Origin of the sequence: Sulfurimicrobium lacus, assembly GCF_011764585.1 — a bacterium.
Lineage (GTDB): Bacteria > Pseudomonadota > Gammaproteobacteria > Burkholderiales > Sulfuricellaceae > Sulfurimicrobium > Sulfurimicrobium lacus.
The window spans coordinates 580479-596642 of sequence record NZ_AP022853.1 but is presented as its reverse complement, the minus strand read 5'-3'; the positions used below and the strand labels follow the sequence as shown (position 1 = coordinate 596642).

Sequence of the window (16164 nt, the reverse complement as noted above, 5' to 3'; positions counted from 1 at the left end):
TGCTGCGATGTTCGTTCAATCTAAAAGCCGCAATTCAAGCCACAGAGATCACAGAGGACACAGAGAAAAACGGATTCCACATCTTTGGGCTCACCTGATGGGTAACGCGAAAATTTACGGCAAAGAAATTGCATTTCCTCTGTGAACTCTGTGTTCTCTGTGGCTAACTGATTTTTTAAAATCAAGACGCGTCGAGCATGCGCTGCAGCGACAGGCGCGCCAGTTCGGCTTCCTGCGGCGGCACCGTGGTGCGGTTCACCACTTTGCCGGCCACCAGGTTTTCCAGTACCCAGGCCAGGTGCTGCGGGTCGATGCGCGCCATGGTCGAGCACATGCACACCGTCGAGGACATGAACTGCACGGTCTTGCCCTCCGGCTTGAAGCGGTTGGCCAGGCGGTTGACCAGGTTCAGCTCGGTGCCCACCAGCCAGTGCGTGCCGGGCTTGGATTCGGCGATGGTCTTGATGATGTATTCGGTGGAGCCGACATAGTCGGACAGCTGGCACACCTCGAAGCTGCACTCGGGGTGGGAAATCACCAGGCCGTCCGGGTGCTGCGCGCGGAAATTCTCGATGTGCTGCGGCTGGAACATCTGGTGCACCGAGCACAGGCCTTTCCACAGGATGATTCTGGCCTTCCTGATCTGCTCCGGCGTCAGGCCGCCCATCGGCTGGTCGTAGTCCCACAGCACCATTTCGTCGAGCGGAATGCCCATCTTGAAGCCGCTCCAGCGGCCCAGGTTCTGGTCGGGGAAGAACAGCACCTTCTCGCGCTGGGCGAACGACCAATCGAGAATCCTGGTGGCGTTGCTGGAGGTGCAGACGATGCCGCCGTGCTCGCCGCAGAAGGCTTTCAGGTCGGCGGCGGAATTGATGTAGGTGACCGGCGTGACGCTCTGGTCCGGGTCGAGCACCGTTTTCAGCTCGCGCCAGGCGCGCTCCACCTTGGCCAGCGAGGCCATGTCCGCCATGGAGCAGCCGGCGGAGAGGTCGGGCAGGATGGAAATCTGTTCCGGGCGCGACAGGATATCCGCCACCTCGGCCATGAAATGCACGCCGCAAAACACGATGTATTCCGCCTCCGAGTCCGCCGCCTGGCGCGACAGCTTGAGCGAATCGCCGGTGAAATCGGCGTGGCGGATCACGTCGTCGCGCTGGTAGTGGTGCCCCAGAATCACCAGGCGCTTGCCCAGCTTGGCCTTGGCGGCAACGATGCGCTCCTGGCAGGCGTCGTCCTGCATCTGGCTGAACGTGTCGAAGGTGATGGGGCTGACTTGCATGGCGGGACTGACTTGCATGGCGGGGCTGCGCATCCGGGAAAATTAGCAAACGCTAAAGTTACCAGAATATGAAGGAAAAATCAGCCGCCCGCGCGAATTTGGGTCAAGGCAGAGCGCGGCATTGTTCCAGCACTTCCGCCGCGCGTCCGCCGCTGCCCCACAGGCGAATGCAGCGCTCCACCTCGCCCCGTACCGCTTCCCGGGTGCTGCGCTTGAGCGCCATGTAGCCGCTGTCGCCGATCGCCGGGTTGTCGCGGATATGCCGCACGGCGAGGTCGGAGAGCCCGGTGTAGTAGTTGATCTTGGCCACGCCGTTGGCGATCAGCTTGCGGAACTGCTCGTCGGACAAGCCCGTGCCGCCGTGGATCACCAGCGGGATGCCGACTGCCTCGTTGATCTTCGCCAGGCGCGCATAGTCCAGCTTGGGCGCGCCCTTCATGCGCCCGTGCACGGTGCCGATGGACACCGCCAGGCAGTCCACCCCGCTGCGCGCCACGAACACCCTGGCTTCGGCATGCGAGGTGTAGTCGAATTCGTGCGACAGATTTTCCGCGTTCTCGCCCTCGCCGCCCGGCACATAACCCAGCTCGGCTTCCACCGTCACGCCGCTGGCGTGCGCCAGACCGACCACGGCACGCGTCAGGCGCAGGTTATCCTCGAAAGGCTGATCCGAGTAGTCCACCATCACCCCGCTGAAACCGCAGCGAATCGCGCGTTCGGCCGATTCGAGGCTGTGGCCGTGGTCGAGGTGGATCGCCACCGGAACCTTGGCGCGCCGCGCCGCGGCCACCACCGCCGGCGCCAGCAGATCGAAATCGTAATAGTCGAAATGCGATTCGGTCAGGTTGAGGATCACCGGCGCACGATAGTTTTCCGCCGCCTGGATGACGGCTTCGAGAAAATCCAGCGTGACCACGCCGAACGCGCCCACGGCATAGGCGTGACGGTAGGCGTGGCCCAGCATGTCGGCCATGTTGACGAGTGCCATCCTACTTTCCTGCCAGTTTCGCCAATGCCTCGTCGGCGCTCTGGTCGTAGCGGGCGCGTTCCTTTTTCCCTGCCGCCTCCAGGGCCAGGTTGATTTCCGGGAATTTGAGCGCAAGGATACGGGCCGCCAGCATGGCGGCGTTTTTCGCGCCATCCACCGCCACGGTGGCAACCGGCACCCCGGGCGGCATCTGCACGGTCGAAAGCAGGGCGTCGAGGCCGGACATGATGCCGCCGGAAAGCGGCAGGCCGATCACCGGCAGGCGGGTATGGCCCGCGATGACGCCGGCCAGGTGCGCGGCCACGCCGGCACAGCCGATCAGCACCTGCACGTCTTCCCGGTGCGCGCGTTCGAGATAGGCCAGCACCTTGTCCGGCGTGCGGTGGGCCGAGGCCACCACGATTTCGCTGGGGATGCCCAGTTCGCTCAGGGTGTCGCGCACCTTGACCACGGTGGGCAGGTCATTGGGACTGCCGGTCAGAATACCGACCAGAATCTTGCTGCCGGCATGCCCGGCGAATTTCTTTGCAACGGCGGACTTCTTCATACATTTTTCCTTGGGTTGAAAGTCTGAGGGGCACACGGCAGGATCAGGAAAGCGCCTCGAAACGATTGCTGCCGGGGTTGTAGGCCAATAGCTCGCCGTGTTCCATATCGAAATACCAGCCATGCAGCGCCAGTTTCCTTTGCGCGACACGCTCCAGTATCCAGGGGAAAGTCAGCAAGTTGTCCAGGGACACCAGGATGGCCTCCTGCTCGCAGGCGCGTACCTGCTTTTCCAGCGGTTCTCCATGCATCCGCGACAACACGCGGTTGCGCGCATTGCTGGCGACTTTCATCCACTCCGCAATGAATCCTTCCCCGGGTTTATCCCCCGGCGCCTCGTCCAGCAACGCCCTGATGCCGCCGCAGTGGGCGTGCCCCAGCACCACGATGTTCTCCACTTCCAGGTGGCGCACCCCGAATTCCAGGGCGGCGCTGGTGCCGTGATAATTGCCGCTGGTCTCGAAGGGCGGAACCAGGTTGGCGACATTGCGGATGATGAACAGGTCGCCCGGGTCGCTGTCCGTCACGATGGCGGGATCCACCCTGGAATCGCAACACCCCACCACAATCGTCTTGGGCGACTGCCCCTGCCTGGTGAGACGGTCGAACAAGGCGCGATTTTCCTCGTAATTGTGGCGGCGGAAGCGCTTGAAACCTTCGACAAGTTTTTCAATGTGGTTCATGTTCGATTCTTCCTTGAAGATCTGGCCGCGAAGGCGCGCTTCGACGGAGCGGCGCGGGTACTCAAGTTCCCGGCGCCGGAGCGTCCCTGATTTCTGCGCACCTATTCGTCCTCGCCCAGTTCCGGGTCCCAGCCCTCGCCGCGCGCGGCCGTGATAGCCTGCGCATAAAACTGCGCGTGTCGTTCGCCCAGTTCCGGCGGCAAGCGGCTTGGCAAGTGGGCGTAAGGCTCCCAGGCAGCGTAAACCTGCTCGTACAGGTTCTGCATTCGCGCGGAATCCCAGCCCGCGCAGGTTTCCGTTTCGGGCAGGATGCCGAATACCCAGGCATCGCGCACCATGCGCCCGAGGTGGGTCAGCCCGGCATTGGTATCCTGGTCGATACCGACATAAGTTTGCTGTGTCATCGTGTAAGCCCTGCATAAAGGAGTGGCAACTTGTGGCTTCGGCCGCTACGCTTAACTTCGCTGTGCGAAGTTAGCCTGCGCCGAAAGCTGCCGCTCCGGGATTCAAGCATCATATTTGCCAAGTTCTTTCGTCATCGCGTTAATCCGGCGTAGAGAACTGGCAGCTTTTCAGGCAAGCGTTCTACATGGTCCACGACCATGTAGTTCCTGGCCCCGAAAATCCGGGAAACGTATTGATCCGCCTTCGGGTCGAGCGACATGCAGAAAGTGGTCACGCCGCTACGCGCCATCTCCTCCACCGCTTTCTTGGTATCGTAACGCAGGTACTGCGGGTCGCGCACATCGATGTCGGCCGGCTCGCCGTCGGTGATCACCAGCAGCAGCTTTTTCGCCGATTTCTGCAGTTTCAGGTAGTGCCCGGCGTGGCGGATGGCCGCGCCCATGCGCGTCGAGAGCTGCCCGCTCATGCCCGCCAGGCGGGACTTCGGCAATTCGCTGTAGGGCTGGTCGAAATCCTTGTAACGGAAGTATTCGACGTTGTGGCGCCCGTCCGAGCAGAAACCGTGAATCGCGAAGGGATCGCCGATCTTGTGGATGGCGTCGGCCAGCAGCACCGTGGCCTGACGCTGCAGGTCGAGCACGCTGTAGTCCTGCCCGCTCACCTTCTCGTTGGTGGACTCCGACAGGTCCAGCAGCACCATCACCGAAATGTCGCGCACCTTGCGTACCGAACGCATCATGATGCGCGGGTCCGGTTGCTGCCCCATGCGAATGTCGATCATGGCGCGGATGGCGGCGTTGACGTCCACCTCGTCGCCGTCTTCGAGCTTGCGGATGCGCGTCACGCCCTGGGGCTGCAGAGCATCGAGCAGGAATTTGAGGCGGCCGATAGTGCGCTTGTGCTGCGCGGCGATATCGTCGATCAGCTGCAGATCGCCGCCCTTCGGACGCTTCTCCAGCACCGTGGCCCAGGCCGGGCGTTCGAGCTGGATCTGGTAATCCCACTCCGCGTAATGGTAGGGCTCGGAAACCGGTTCCCTGCCTTCCAGCTCGTTGAAGGACTTGCCCATGTCCTCGTAGGGAAAGAGTTCGGTACCCAGCACCCAGATTTCTTCCGCATCGTCGCCGGCGGTTTCGACCTCGATTTCGTTGGCGAGCTCCATCAGGCTGACGTGCTTGCGCACCTGCCTGGGCGCTTCGTAACCCGCCGCCATGGCCTGTTCGAAATCGAATTCCTCGAATTCCCAGAAATAGCGGTTGTCGTCGCGATAGGGGGCGGTGAGCACATCCGAGCGCGGGTTGAAGGGAATGCGCTTCTCCATAAATTCGTGCGCCAGTTGCACGCCGATATCCCAGGAAACCTGATTGCTGTCGAGGCGCGCCGCCGCCTGCCTGAACAGCACGCGGCCCTGCGCGATCCACGGGTCGTCGTCCTGGTAGCTGTCATCCAGCAGGGCGCGCGCCATGCGGTTGAGGTAATCGCCAGCCGTATTGCCCTGCTCCGCGCGGATGCCGTGCAACTGCACCCACAGCTTCTTCAGGCCGGGAAACTTGTTCACCGCCAGGGTTTCCACGCGGGCGTCCTCGATCACGCTGATCACCGCCATCTGCCAGGGATTGAGCGCCTCGGCCGAGATCGGGTCGCGGGTGTAAACGATATGCGCGGCACTGTGCGCTGCCGCGGCGCGGTACATTTCCAGTCCCGGCAGCTTGTTACCCTCTCCCCCAGCCCCTCCCCCGCTTGCGGGGGAGGGGAGAGAAAAATCATCATAGGCATCGGGCAGGTGGATGAAATAGCCTTCCACATAAGGCCGGTAGCCTTCGCGCGTCTCGAAGTCTCCGGAAGTCGGTTTCATGAAGAAATCCCGCGCCCACAGGGCACGCAAATACATGTTGATGCGGCGCTGCACGTCGACGAACAGCGTGCCCTTGCGCTCCTTCTGCAGCATGGCCTGGGATTCCCTGGATTGCAGGCTGAAGTAACTGGCCTGTTCCGGGTAATCGGTACGGTGGGCGTGCGCGCCCCACAGCGCCCAGCGGCGCAAACCGCCCAGAGTGAGCTGGCTGAACAGCGTCTCCAGATTTTCCAGCATCGGGCGCACGCCGCGCGGCGCCTGCGACAGCAGCGTGTTCAGGAATTGCAGATAGGCGCGGAACAGCACCTCGTCGCCGAGGCGGCTGGCCGCCGTGGGCGCGGTACTGAGTACCAGTTCGATCACCGCGCCGGAGGTCTTGGAGGCCAGGGAGAGCGCGGTCTGCACCAGGTCCGGCACGGCGTCCTCGCCGATTTCCTTGGCCACCAGCGGCGCGTGGTCGATCCAGGTGGCGATCAGCTCGTCGCCCTTGCCCAGGCTCTTCAGCGCCGCGGCACCCTTGAGGTAATTGTCCAGGCCGCGCGCACTGAAAACCTTGCCCGCTTCCAGCCACGCGGCCTGCAGGCTTTCCTGCAGCTCCGGGGAGAGCGAGCTGGTCAGTTCCTGGTAGTCTTCGAGATTGATGCTCATGGAACCTCCGTAAGGGGTGAGGGGGTAGGGGTGAGGCGAAGAGCCAGGTTTCTTTCTCGCCTCACCCCTCACGCCTCTCGCCTCACCTAAAAGAACGTTGTCACCGCTGCGTCCAGCGCATCGCGCATGTCCGGGTCGTCGGTGATCGGGCGCACCAGGGCGACGCGACATGCCTTGACCGGATCGACGCCGGTGGCGATGAGGCTGCCGGCGTAGGTCAGCATGCGCGTCGAGATGCCCTCGTCCAGGCCGTGGCCCTTGAGGTTGCGCGCACGTTCGGCGATGGACACCAGCTTGCCGGCCACTTCCGCGACGACGCCGGTCTCGTGGGCGACGATTTCGGTTTCGATGGCGTGATCCGGATAGTTGAAATCGAGGCCGCCGAAGCGCTGCTTGGTGGATTGCTTCAAATCCTTCATCAGGCTTTGGTAGCCGGGGTTGTAGGAAATCACCAGCTGGAAATCGGCGTGGGCATGAAGCAGCTCGCCCTTCTTTTCCAGCGGCAGCACGCGGCGATTGTCGGTCAGCGGGTGGATCACCACCGTGGTGTCCTGGCGCGCTTCCACCACTTCGTCCAGGTAGCAGATCGCGCCATAGCGCGCGGCGATGGCCAGCGGACCGTCCTGCCAGCGCGTGCCGTTGGCGTCGAGCAGGAAGCGTCCGACCAAGTCGGAGGCCGTCATGTCCTCGTTGCACGCCACGGTGATCAGCGGCTTGCCCAGTTTCCAGGCCATGTGCTCGACGAAGCGGGTCTTGCCGCAGCCGGTCGGGCCTTTGAGCATCATCGGCATGCGCACGCTATAGGCGGCCTCGTACAGTTCCACCTCGTCCGACACGGGGCGGTAATAGGGTTCTTTCTCGATTCGGTACTGCTGGATGATGTCGTTCATGATCGTCTCCATCTGGCGCTAAACACAGGGGCGAAAAAAGCCGCGCTTTATTGCGGCAGCCGCTTTCGTCCATGCATCGAAAATTCCCTGCCGCAGTCGATGACACTGCGGCGGGGAAGTCAGAACATCACACGGTCTTGCCGCGGAAAATCACCATGGCCGCGCCCTGCGACTGGTTGAAGTTGTTGTAACCGATCAGGCGCACGTGGTTGTCGGGGTTGGCCTTGTGACAGGCTTCGGCTTCCGCCAGCACCTTGTTCACGTCGGTTTCGCCGAACATCGGCAGCTTCCACATGTACCAGTAGGAATCCATCAGGTATTCCGGCTCGGTATGCTCGATGGCCGGGTTCCAGCCTTTGGAAACCAGGTATTCCACCTGCTTCTTGATCTCGTCCGCGGTCAAGGCCGGCAGGTAGGAGAAGGTCTCGAACTTGCGGCTGGCTGGATCGCTGACGCGCGATTTGTAATCCATTACTTCACTCATTTTGAAACTCCTTTTAGCTGTTAGCTGTCAGCATTCAGCCGTCAGTTAAGGCGCAAGCGCCGCACATCGTGTGCTGACGGCTGATCGCTGAAGACTGATAACTTATTTATGTGCCACGTCCAGCTTGTCGACGGTGTCGAACTCGAACTTGATTTCCTTCCAGGTTTCCATGGCGATCTTCAATTCCGGGCTGCTGGCTGCGGCCTTGGTCAGGATGTCCTTGCCTTCCTTCTCGATGGCGACACCCTGGTTGCGCGCTGCCACGCAGGCTTCCAGCGCGACGCGGTTGGCTGCTGCGCCGGCCGCGTTGCCCCAGGGGTGGCCCAGCGTGCCGCCGCCGAACTGCAGCACCGAGTCATCGCCGAAGATGTTCACCAGCGCCGGCATGTGCCACACGTGAATACCGCCGGAGGCGACCGGCATCACGCCGGGCATGGAGCCCCAATCCTGGTCGAAGAACAGGCCGCGGCTGCGGTCTTCCTTGATGAACTCGTCGCGCATGGTGTCGATCCAGCCCAGCGTCGCTTCGCGGTCGCCTTCCAGCTTGCCCACCACGGTGCCGGAGTGCAGGTGATCGCCACCGGACAGGCGCAGCACCTTGGTCAGCACGCGGAAGTGGATGCCGTGGTGCGGGTTGCGGTCCAGCACGGCGTGCATGGCGCGGTGGATGTGCAGCAGCATGCCGTTTTTACGGCACCAGTTGGCCAGGCCGGTGTTTGCGGTCAGACCGCCGGTGAGGTAATCGTGCATGATGATCGGTGCGCCGATTTCCTTGGCGAACTCGGCACGCTCGTACATCATTTCAGGCGTTGGAGCCGTCACGTTCAGGTAGTGACCCTTGCGCTCGCCGGTTTCGCGCTGCGCCTTCAGGGTGGCTTCCTGCACGAACTCGAAACGGTCGCGCCAACGCATGAACGGCTGGCTGTTGACGTTTTCGTCGTCCTTGGTGAAGTCCAGGCCACCGCGCAGGCACTCGTACACCGCACGGCCGTAGTTCTTGGCGGACAGACCCAATTTCGGCTTGATGGTGCAGCCCAGCAGCGGACGGCCGTACTTGTTCATCTTGTCGCGCTCGACCTGGATACCCTGGGGCGGTCCGCCGCAGGTTTTCACATAGGCGATGGGGAAGCGCACGTCTTCCAGGCGCAGTGCGCGCAGGGCCTTGAAGCCGAACACGTTGCCCACCAGGGAAGTCAGCACGTTGACGACGGAGCCTTCCTCGAACAGGTCGATCGGGTAAGCCACGAAAGCGTAGAAGCAGGTATCATCGCCCGGCACGTCTTCGATGCGATAGGCGCGGCCCTTGTAATAGTCGAGGTCGGTCAGCAGGTCGGTCCACACCGTGGTCCAGGTGCCGGTCGACGATTCGGCGGCGACGGCAGCAGCCACTTCTTCGCGGTCCACGCCAGGCTGTGGGGTGATTTTGAAACAGGCAAGGATGTCGGTATCCAGCGGGGTGTATTCCGGCGTCCAGTAGGTTTGCCGGTATTCTTTCACACCGGCGTTGTAGGTCTTGACTGCCATGGCAGGCTCCTTGATTTCAGGTTTAAACACGCAACTTCCGCGGGGGAAGAACTGTGACTCCGTAGAGCGTGGAGAAACTATAAATACATTTAGAGATTTAAAATAATTGTATTTTTCAAGGATAACCATAGATAATCATCTATGTTAAGTCGTACAGGAAGACAGTCATGAAACACGCCACTTTGCGCCAGCTCAAGGTGTTCGAATCGGTCGCGCGCAACCTCAGCTTCACCCGCGCAGCCGAGGAGCTGCACCTGACCCAGCCGACCGTTTCCATCCAGCTCAAGCAGTTGAGCGACATCGTCGGGCTGCCCTTGCTGGAACAGATCGGCAAGCGCATCCACCTGACCGATACCGGGCGCGAACTGCTCAAGGTCTGCCACGAAACCTTCGAGGGGCTGTCGCGTTTCGAGATGCTGGTGTCGGACATGAAGGGGGTGAAGGCAGGCAAGCTGCGGCTGGCGGTGATCACCACCGCCAAGTATTTCGTGCCGCGACTGCTCGGCCCGTTCTGCCTGCGCTACCCCGGCATCGACGTGTCGCTCAAGGTGACCAACCGCGAGCGGGTGCTGCAGCGCATGGCGGACAACGAGGACGATCTGTACGTGCTGGGCCAGCCCCCCGAGGGTTTGGAGGTGGTCTTCGAACCTTTTCTGGAGAACCCGCTGGTGGTGGTTGCCTCGAGCAGCCATCCGCTGGCGGCGGAAAAGATCATTTCGCCGCAACGCCTGGTGGAAGAACAGTTCCTGATGCGCGAGCCCGGTTCCGGCATTCGTCTCGCCACCGAACAGTTTTTCGCAGAGCGGGCGCTCAAACTCAAAGTCAGGATGGAACTCGGCAGCAACGAAGCGATCAAGCACGCGGTAGCGGGCGGCCTGGGGATTGCCGTACTATCGGCGCACACCCTCGCCCTGGATCACAGCAGCGACGAACTGGCCATACTCAAGGTCGAGGGCTTCCCGATCCGCCGTCACTGGTATCTTGCCTATCCCAAGGACAAGCGACTATCCGTAATCGCGCAGGCTTTTCTCGATTTTCTGCGCGAAGAGAGCAAACTGCTGGGCGAACACTATTTGCGCGGCATTCCCGTATTCCCCGGTTTTAGCCAGGACGACCAGCCACCTCAGGCAGCTTCTCGATAGCGGCCACATTGGTCCAGGAAAAAGCCTTTTGGGCCGCTTCCTGCCACGGTAGCCAGACATGGTTGAGGTGTTCGCGCGGGGCGAGCCTGACGGGGAGAGGCTGCGGCACTTCGAGCCCGAAGACATGCTCGGCATTGTGAGTCACGCCGGGCGCGTAGCGGTGGCGCCACTCGGCGTAAATCTCGAAGACGTTTTCCTCGTTCCAGTCGCTGAACTTGTATTGCTCGGCGTCCAGTCCAGTTTCTTCCGCGACTTCGCGCACTGCGGTCTGGCGCAGGCTTTCGCCCGGGTCGCAGCTGCCGGTTACCGATTGCCAGTAACCGGGATGGTCGGCACGCTCCAGCAGCAATACCCGCAGGTCCGGGGTGTAGATCACCACCAGGACGGAGACGGGTATTTTGTAAGGCATCTGCCGGAATTACTCGAAATTGATCGGTTCCGGTTTCTCGGTTGGCCGCTGCTCGCTGCTCCACTGGTCGAAGCCGCCGGACATGGAAACCACGTCGCCGTAGCCGAGGCGGTGCAACTGCACCGCGGACAGCGCTGCGCGGCCGCTGGTGCGGCAATAGATCAGTAGCGAGGCGTCGCGTGGCGCAGCTTCCGGCACCATGCCGATCTTGAATTCGAGCACGCCGCGCGGAATGTTGATGGCGCCGGGCAGGTGGCCGGCAGCGAACTCGTCGTACTCGCGCACGTCCAGCACCACGCGCTTGCCGAGCAGCGACATGGCTTCGTCGCAGGTGACTTCCTTGATCTGGGATTTGGCTTCGACCACCAGGTCGTGAGGGGTAATGGGCATATCAGTTCTCCAATTTGTTGATTCAGGGCGTGAAACACGCCCTCGCAGTTAGTTCTTGGCGACGTCCACCTGGGTCTGCACCTGCTGGCGCAAGCGGATATGCAACTCACGCAGCTGTTTTTCGTCCACCGTATTCGGCGCCTGCGTCATGAGGCAGGCGGCGCGCTGGGTCTTGGGGAAGGCGATCACGTCGCGGATCGACTCGGCACCGGCCATCAGCGTGACCAGCCGATCCAGCCCGAAGGCCAGGCCGCCGTGGGGCGGCGCACCGAACTGCAGGGCGTCGAGCAGGAAGCCGAATTTTTCCTGGGCCTCCTCGGCGCTGATATTGAGCGCCTGGAACACTTTGCTCTGCACTTCCTGGCGGTGGATACGCACCGAGCCGCCACCCACTTCCCAGCCGTTCAGCACCATGTCGTAGGCTTTGGACAGGGCCTTGCCGGGATCGCTCTGCAGCAGGTCTTCGTGGCCGTCGGCAGGGGCGGTGAAGGGGTGATGCAGCGCCGCCCAGCGGTTGTTTTCCTCGTCGCGCTCGAACATGGGGAAATCCACCACCCACAACGGACGCCAGCCGCTTTCGGCCAAACCGCGCTCGTGGCCGACCTTGGCGCGCAGCGCGCCGAGGGCCTCGTTCACCACCTTGGCCTTGTCTGCGCCGAAGAAGATCAGGTCGCCGTCGGTGGCGCCGGTGCGCTCGATGATCGCCTTCAGCGCGGTGTCATCGAGGTTCTTGACGATGGGCGACTGCAGGCCGTCGCGGCCCTTGGCCACTTCGTTGACCTTGATGTAAGCCAGGCCCTTGGCGCCGTAGATCCCGACGAACGCGGTGTAGTCGTCGATTTCCTTGCGCGACAGCGTGCCGCCGCCCGGCACCTTGAGCGCCGCCACGCGGCCGCCTTCCATGTCCGCCGCGGCGCGGAACACCTTGAACTCGACGGACTTCATCACGTCGCTGAGTTCGGTCAGTTCCAGCGTGACGCGCATGTCGGGCTTGTCGGAACCGTAGCGCCCCATGGCCTCGGCGTAAGGCATGCGCGGGAAGGGGTTGGGCAGGTCGACGTTCATCACGGTCTTGAACATGCCGCGGATCATGGTTTCCACGATGTCCATGATCTCGTTTTCGCTCATGAACGAGGTCTCGATGTCGACCTGGGTGAATTCCGGCTGACGGTCGGCGCGCAGGTCTTCGTCGCGGAAGCACTTGGTGATCTGGAAATAGCGGTCGAAGCCGGCCACCATCAGCAGCTGCTTGAACAGCTGCGGCGATTGAGGCAGGGCGAAGAACTGCCCCGGGTGCACGCGGCTCGGCACCAGGTAGTCGCGCGCGCCTTCCGGCGTGGAGCGGGTCAGCATGGGGGTTTCGATTTCCATGAAACCGTGCTGGTCGAGGTAGTCGCGCAGGGTCTTGGAGACGCGGTAGCGCAGCTTCATGTTTTCCTGCATGACCGGACGGCGCAGGTCGAGGTAGCGGTGCGTCAGGCGCACGTTCTCGGACAGGTTTTCGTCGTCGAGCTGGAACGGCGGCGTCAGGGAGGCATTGAGGATTTCGATGCTGTCGGCGATGACTTCGATTTCGCCGGTGGGCAGATTGGGGTTGACCGTTCCCTCGGGGCGCGGGTTGACGCGACCGGTGACCTTGAGCACGAACTCGTTGCGGATTTTTTCGGCGATGGCGAAGGTGTCCACCTTGTCCGGATTGCACACCACCTGCACCAGGCCTTCACGGTCGCGCAGGTCGATGAAAATCACCCCGCCGTGGTCGCGGCGCCGGTGCGCCCAGCCGCTCAGGGTAACGGTTTGTTGCAAATGGTCGCGATTTACCGCGCCGCAATAGTGAGTACGCATCATGGCTGAATCCGATTCGAGTTGTTACGAGTGCCTAAACGGCAGAAGCAAAAAAGGGAGAATTATACCCGAGCAGCCTGTCTGACTTGAAGAATCGAAGCGAAAATTCGGCTGGGCGAGGACAGATTTTGTCCGGTTTTGCAGGTCAATAGTCGTTCTATTGACCAAGAAAGCGGCGAAATATGGACCGCCCAGGCGGATTTGCAGCCGATTTCCTTTAAGTCAGATAGGCTGCGAATGTTCAGTCGCCGGGATAAGTGGCCGAAACTGCGGCTTTTTTCGGCGCCACCACGCCCATGGAGACGATGGACTTGAGCGCATCGTCCACGCTCATGTCGAGTTCGATGGTTTCGCTCTTCTTGACGTAGAAGTAAAAGCCGTTGACCGGGCTGGGGGTGGTGGGAATGAAAACGGCGACGTATTCCTCGTCGAACTGCGCGGCGACATCGCTCGGCACATTGGTCTGGAACGCCAGGGACCACGCCTGCGGATGGGGATAGCGCACCAGCAGCACCTTGCGGAACGCGTCCCCGTTACCCGAGAACAGCGTATCGCTGACCTGCTTGACGCTGTAGTAAATCGACTTCACCACCGGAATGCGCGCCAGCAGGGCTTCCCAGAAGCGCACCAGGCGCTGTCCGATGATGTTGGCGGCGAGCACGCCGGTGAGAAAAATCACCAGCAGGGTCAGAATCGCGCCGATGCCGGGAATATTGAGCCCCAGCATGGCTTGCGGGCGCAGCGACTCCGGTACCAGGAGCAGGCTCTGGTCCAGCGTGCCGATGAGCAGATTGAGCACCCACACGGTGATACCGAGCGGCACCCAGATCAGCAATCCGGTGATGAAATAGCGTCTCATGGGTCTAGGCAAAATAAACGCGGACCCGCCGGGCCGGCGAATCCGCGCTGCGGGCAGGCGACTTCAATGGCAGGCGCAGCTGCCGCCGCAACCGCCGGCGGGCTTCGCCTCTTCCTTGGGCTTGGATCCGCCCTTGAAATCGGTCTGGTACCAGCCGCTACCCTTGAGTTGGAAGCCTGCCGCACTGAGCATTTTGGCGAGCGATTCCTTGCCGCATTCCGGGCAAGTGGTCAGCGGCGCATCGCTCATTTTCTGGATGAATTCCTTTTGGAAACCGCAATCGGTACAACGGTATTCGTATATAGGCATCACAAACTCCCTGCAAAATCGAAAAAGGACAGATACTAAATGGGGACAATACCCATCCGATTCAAGGTGTTTCTAGAAAGGAATGTCGTCCTCGAAATCATCGAACTCTCCGCCCGTTTTCTTGGCAGCCGGTTTCGAGGCGCTGCTTCCGGTCGGCTCACGGTCCACCACTTCGAAGGAGTTGCTGCTGCCACCGCGGCTGCTCAGCATCTGCATCTCGTTGGCGATGATCTCGGTGGTGTATTTCTCGACGCCGGCCTTGTCCGTCCACTTGCGCGTTTCCAGCCGCCCCTCGACGTAGGCCATGCTGCCTTTCTTGAGGTATTCGCCGGCGATTTCCGCCAGCTTGCGGTAGAAGGTCACCCGATGCCACTCGGTTTTTTCCTGCTTTTCGCCGTTCTTGTCTTTCCATGTTTCGCTGGTCGCCAACGTGATGTTGGTAACCGCGTCGCCATTGGGCATATAGCGCGTTTCCGGATCCTTGCCCAGACGTCCTACGAGAATAACCTTGTTTACCGATGCCATTTTCAGACCACTCCCTCAATAAGTTTCAGCACTTGTTCTTCATCCCAGCCCGCCATGTTGACCTTGAGATAGGCCACGCTTTCCTCTGCCGACACGACCACCTCTGCCACGCCCGACACTGCCGCCAGTTGCCGCATCAGTTTGTGCGCCCTGGCTTTGTCCATGATTTCAAGGTGGTACATCTTGGTCTTGACCGCCGGCGGGGTGCGCATGGAAATCGCCAGCCACAGCCAGATACCCGACAGCACCGCGCCGAAGGCAAACACCGCAAAATGGCCCACGTAGTTGGCCAGCAAGCCGCCCATGGCGCCGCCGACGAACAGCCCCAGCGACTGCGAAGTATTATACACGCCCATCGCCGTACCTTTTGCCTGGGCCGGCGCCAGCTTGGAAATCAGCGAGGGCAGCGTGGCCTCGAGGATATTGAAGGCGATAAAGAAGGTCAGCAACATCGCCACGATGCCCCAGAAATTGCCGATCAATTCCGTAAACAGGAGCTGGGTTGCAAACAGCAGCGCCACGGCAAAAACGAACACCTGTTTCAACTTGGCTTTTTTCTCGCCGACGATAATTGCCGGGACCATGAATGCGAAAGCGATCAGCATCACCGGCAGATAAACTTTCCAGTGCTGGCTTTCGGGGAAATTTCCGGTTTCTCGCAAGGCCAGCGGCACCACGGTGAACATCGCCATTTGCGCGGCATGCAGGGCGAATATCCCGAAGTTGAGGCGCAACAACTGCTTGTCGCGCAACACGTCCTTGAGCCGCGCCGGGGCCATCTCGGCATCGGAATGAAAATGGCTGACACCGGGATTGGGGATGACGGTAGCCACCACGACGATCGCCAGCAATGCAAGCACGCCTGTCAGGGCGAACATGCCGGGCACGCCGATGGATTGGTACAGCGCGGGACCGAGCACCATTGAAGCCGCGAACATGAGACCGATGGTGGAGCCGATCATGGCCATGGCCTTGGTGCGGTGCTCTTCGCGCGTCAGGTCGGCAAGCAGCGCGGTGACTGCGGCGGAGATCGCGCCCGCGCCCTGGATCGAGCGGCCGATTATGATCCACACGAGATCGTGCACCGACGCGGCGACAAAACTGCCCAGGACAAAGATCACCAGGCCGAAATAAATCACCGGCTTGCGGCCGAAGCGGTCCGCCGCCATGCCGAAAGGCAACTGCAAGAGCGCCTGGGTCAAGCCGTAAGCGCCCAGCGCCAGGCCGATCAAGGCATGATTCTGGCCGCCCGGCAGGGTGCTGGCATAGATGGCAAAAACCGGCAGAATGAGAAACATGCCCAGCATGCGCAGGCCGAAAATGCCCGCCAGCCCCGCGCTGGCACGCAATTCGACAGAAGTCATCTTGTCGGTTTCAAGCATT

The 16164-nt window shown here is 61.5% G+C and carries 17 protein-coding genes; 1 reads left to right on the top strand and 16 read right to left on the bottom strand.

Annotated features, from left to right (window positions below; translation table 11 throughout):
* Positions 1–181: 181 nt before the first annotated feature.
* The 9 genes from nadA to SKTS_RS02990 all read right to left on the bottom strand — a co-directional run bounded on the left by nadA (position 182) and on the right by SKTS_RS02990 (position 9302).
* Entirely contained in the window at positions 182–1279 is a 1098-nt protein-coding gene (gene nadA, locus SKTS_RS03030) for a quinolinate synthase NadA (protein ID WP_173068882.1), read from the bottom strand.
* A 103-nt stretch (positions 1280–1382) separates the two neighbouring features.
* On the bottom strand, positions 1383–2267 hold the full coding sequence (locus SKTS_RS03025; RefSeq protein ID WP_173060130.1) for a class II fructose-bisphosphate aldolase: 885 nt from the start codon (positions 2265–2267) through the stop codon (positions 1383–1385).
* A 1-nt stretch (position 2268) separates the two neighbouring features.
* Positions 2269–2814, bottom strand: a complete 546-nt coding sequence (gene purE, locus SKTS_RS03020; protein ID WP_173060127.1) for a 5-(carboxyamino)imidazole ribonucleotide mutase — start codon at positions 2812–2814, stop codon at positions 2269–2271.
* Between the two features lie 43 nt (positions 2815–2857).
* On the bottom strand, positions 2858–3496 hold the full coding sequence (locus tag SKTS_RS03015) for a carbonic anhydrase (RefSeq protein ID WP_173060124.1): 639 nt from the start codon (positions 3494–3496) through the stop codon (positions 2858–2860).
* Between the two features lie 101 nt (positions 3497–3597).
* The gene (locus SKTS_RS03010; RefSeq protein ID WP_173060121.1) at positions 3598–3900 is read right to left on the bottom strand and encodes a hypothetical protein; all 303 of its coding nucleotides are present in this window, start codon (positions 3898–3900) and stop codon (positions 3598–3600) included.
* A 131-nt stretch (positions 3901–4031) separates the two neighbouring features.
* The gene (locus SKTS_RS03005; protein ID WP_173060118.1) at positions 4032–6404 is read right to left on the bottom strand and encodes a nitric oxide reductase activation protein NorD; all 2373 of its coding nucleotides are present in this window, start codon (positions 6402–6404) and stop codon (positions 4032–4034) included.
* Positions 6405–6490: 86 nt separating this feature from the next.
* Positions 6491–7294 (bottom strand): CbbQ/NirQ/NorQ/GpvN family protein, encoded by an 804-nt coding sequence (locus SKTS_RS03000; protein WP_173060115.1) that lies wholly within the window; start codon positions 7292–7294, stop codon positions 6491–6493.
* 127 nt (positions 7295–7421) lie between these two features.
* Positions 7422–7778 (bottom strand): ribulose bisphosphate carboxylase small subunit, encoded by a 357-nt coding sequence (locus SKTS_RS02995; protein ID WP_173060112.1) that lies wholly within the window; start codon positions 7776–7778, stop codon positions 7422–7424.
* Between the two features lie 102 nt (positions 7779–7880).
* Positions 7881–9302 (bottom strand): form I ribulose bisphosphate carboxylase large subunit, encoded by a 1422-nt coding sequence (locus SKTS_RS02990; protein WP_173068879.1) that lies wholly within the window; start codon positions 9300–9302, stop codon positions 7881–7883.
* Positions 9303–9469: 167 nt separating this feature from the next.
* On the opposite strand from SKTS_RS02990, the gene SKTS_RS02985 reads away from it, so the two are divergent.
* Entirely contained in the window at positions 9470–10444 is a 975-nt protein-coding gene (locus SKTS_RS02985; protein ID WP_173060109.1) for a LysR family transcriptional regulator, read from the top strand.
* Here the strand turns inward: SKTS_RS02985 and nudB are convergent.
* The 7 genes from nudB to SKTS_RS02950 form a co-directional block, all read right to left on the bottom strand.
* Positions 10404–10853 (bottom strand): dihydroneopterin triphosphate diphosphatase, encoded by a 450-nt coding sequence (nudB, locus tag SKTS_RS02980; protein WP_173060106.1) that lies wholly within the window; start codon positions 10851–10853, stop codon positions 10404–10406. The genes SKTS_RS02985 and nudB overlap by 41 nt on opposite strands.
* 9 nt (positions 10854–10862) lie before the next feature.
* A complete protein-coding gene (locus SKTS_RS02975; RefSeq protein ID WP_173060103.1) occupies positions 10863–11243 on the bottom strand; it encodes a rhodanese-like domain-containing protein in 381 nt (126 codons plus the stop codon).
* Positions 11244–11291: 48 nt separating this feature from the next.
* On the bottom strand, positions 11292–13091 hold the full coding sequence (gene aspS / locus SKTS_RS02970; protein ID WP_173060100.1) for an aspartate--tRNA ligase: 1800 nt from the start codon (positions 13089–13091) through the stop codon (positions 11292–11294).
* A 238-nt stretch (positions 13092–13329) separates the two neighbouring features.
* The gene (locus tag SKTS_RS02965) at positions 13330–13947 is read right to left on the bottom strand and encodes a DUF502 domain-containing protein (RefSeq protein ID WP_173060097.1); all 618 of its coding nucleotides are present in this window, start codon (positions 13945–13947) and stop codon (positions 13330–13332) included.
* Positions 13948–14010: 63 nt separating this feature from the next.
* Positions 14011–14256, bottom strand: coding sequence for an FmdB family zinc ribbon protein (locus tag SKTS_RS02960; protein ID WP_173060094.1), 246 nt, complete (start codon positions 14254–14256; stop codon positions 14011–14013).
* Positions 14257–14328: 72 nt separating this feature from the next.
* Positions 14329–14781, bottom strand: a complete 453-nt coding sequence (locus tag SKTS_RS02955; RefSeq protein WP_173060091.1) for a single-stranded DNA-binding protein — start codon at positions 14779–14781, stop codon at positions 14329–14331.
* 2 nt (positions 14782–14783) lie between these two features.
* Positions 14784–16163, bottom strand: coding sequence for an MFS transporter (locus tag SKTS_RS02950; protein ID WP_244617426.1), 1380 nt, complete (start codon positions 16161–16163; stop codon positions 14784–14786).
* Position 16164: the final 1 nt, after the last annotated feature.

Bases quoted from the DNA above. Each gene is read 5' to 3' on its own strand.
- nadA (WP_173068882.1), bottom strand. From the start codon at position 1,279: ATGCAAGTCAGCCCCATCACCTTCGACACGTTCAGCCAGATGCAGGAC.
- SKTS_RS03025 (WP_173060130.1), bottom strand. From the start codon at position 2,267: ATGGCACTCGTCAACATGGCCGACATGCTGGGCCACGCCTACCGTCAC.
- purE (WP_173060127.1), bottom strand. From the start codon at position 2,814: ATGAAGAAGTCCGCCGTTGCAAAGAAATTCGCCGGGCATGCCGGCAGC.
- SKTS_RS03015 (WP_173060124.1), bottom strand. From the start codon at position 3,496: ATGAACCACATTGAAAAACTTGTCGAAGGTTTCAAGCGCTTCCGCCGC.
- SKTS_RS03010 (WP_173060121.1), bottom strand. From the start codon at position 3,900: ATGACACAGCAAACTTATGTCGGTATCGACCAGGATACCAATGCCGGG.
- SKTS_RS03005 (WP_173060118.1), bottom strand. From the start codon at position 6,404: ATGAGCATCAATCTCGAAGACTACCAGGAACTGACCAGCTCGCTCTCC.
- SKTS_RS03000 (WP_173060115.1), bottom strand. From the start codon at position 7,294: ATGAACGACATCATCCAGCAGTACCGAATCGAGAAAGAACCCTATTAC.
- SKTS_RS02995 (WP_173060112.1), bottom strand. From the start codon at position 7,778: ATGAGTGAAGTAATGGATTACAAATCGCGCGTCAGCGATCCAGCCAGC.
- SKTS_RS02990 (WP_173068879.1), bottom strand. From the start codon at position 9,302: ATGGCAGTCAAGACCTACAACGCCGGTGTGAAAGAATACCGGCAAACC.
- SKTS_RS02985 (WP_173060109.1), top strand. From the start codon at position 9,470: ATGAAACACGCCACTTTGCGCCAGCTCAAGGTGTTCGAATCGGTCGCG.
- nudB (WP_173060106.1), bottom strand. From the start codon at position 10,853: ATGCCTTACAAAATACCCGTCTCCGTCCTGGTGGTGATCTACACCCCG.
- SKTS_RS02975 (WP_173060103.1), bottom strand. From the start codon at position 11,243: ATGCCCATTACCCCTCACGACCTGGTGGTCGAAGCCAAATCCCAGATC.
- aspS (WP_173060100.1), bottom strand. From the start codon at position 13,091: ATGATGCGTACTCACTATTGCGGCGCGGTAAATCGCGACCATTTGCAA.
- SKTS_RS02965 (WP_173060097.1), bottom strand. From the start codon at position 13,947: ATGAGACGCTATTTCATCACCGGATTGCTGATCTGGGTGCCGCTCGGT.
- SKTS_RS02960 (WP_173060094.1), bottom strand. From the start codon at position 14,256: ATGCCTATATACGAATACCGTTGTACCGATTGCGGTTTCCAAAAGGAA.
- SKTS_RS02955 (WP_173060091.1), bottom strand. From the start codon at position 14,781: ATGGCATCGGTAAACAAGGTTATTCTCGTAGGACGTCTGGGCAAGGAT.
- SKTS_RS02950 (WP_244617426.1), bottom strand. From the start codon at position 16,163: ATGCTTGAAACCGACAAGATGACTTCTGTCGAATTGCGTGCCAGCGCG.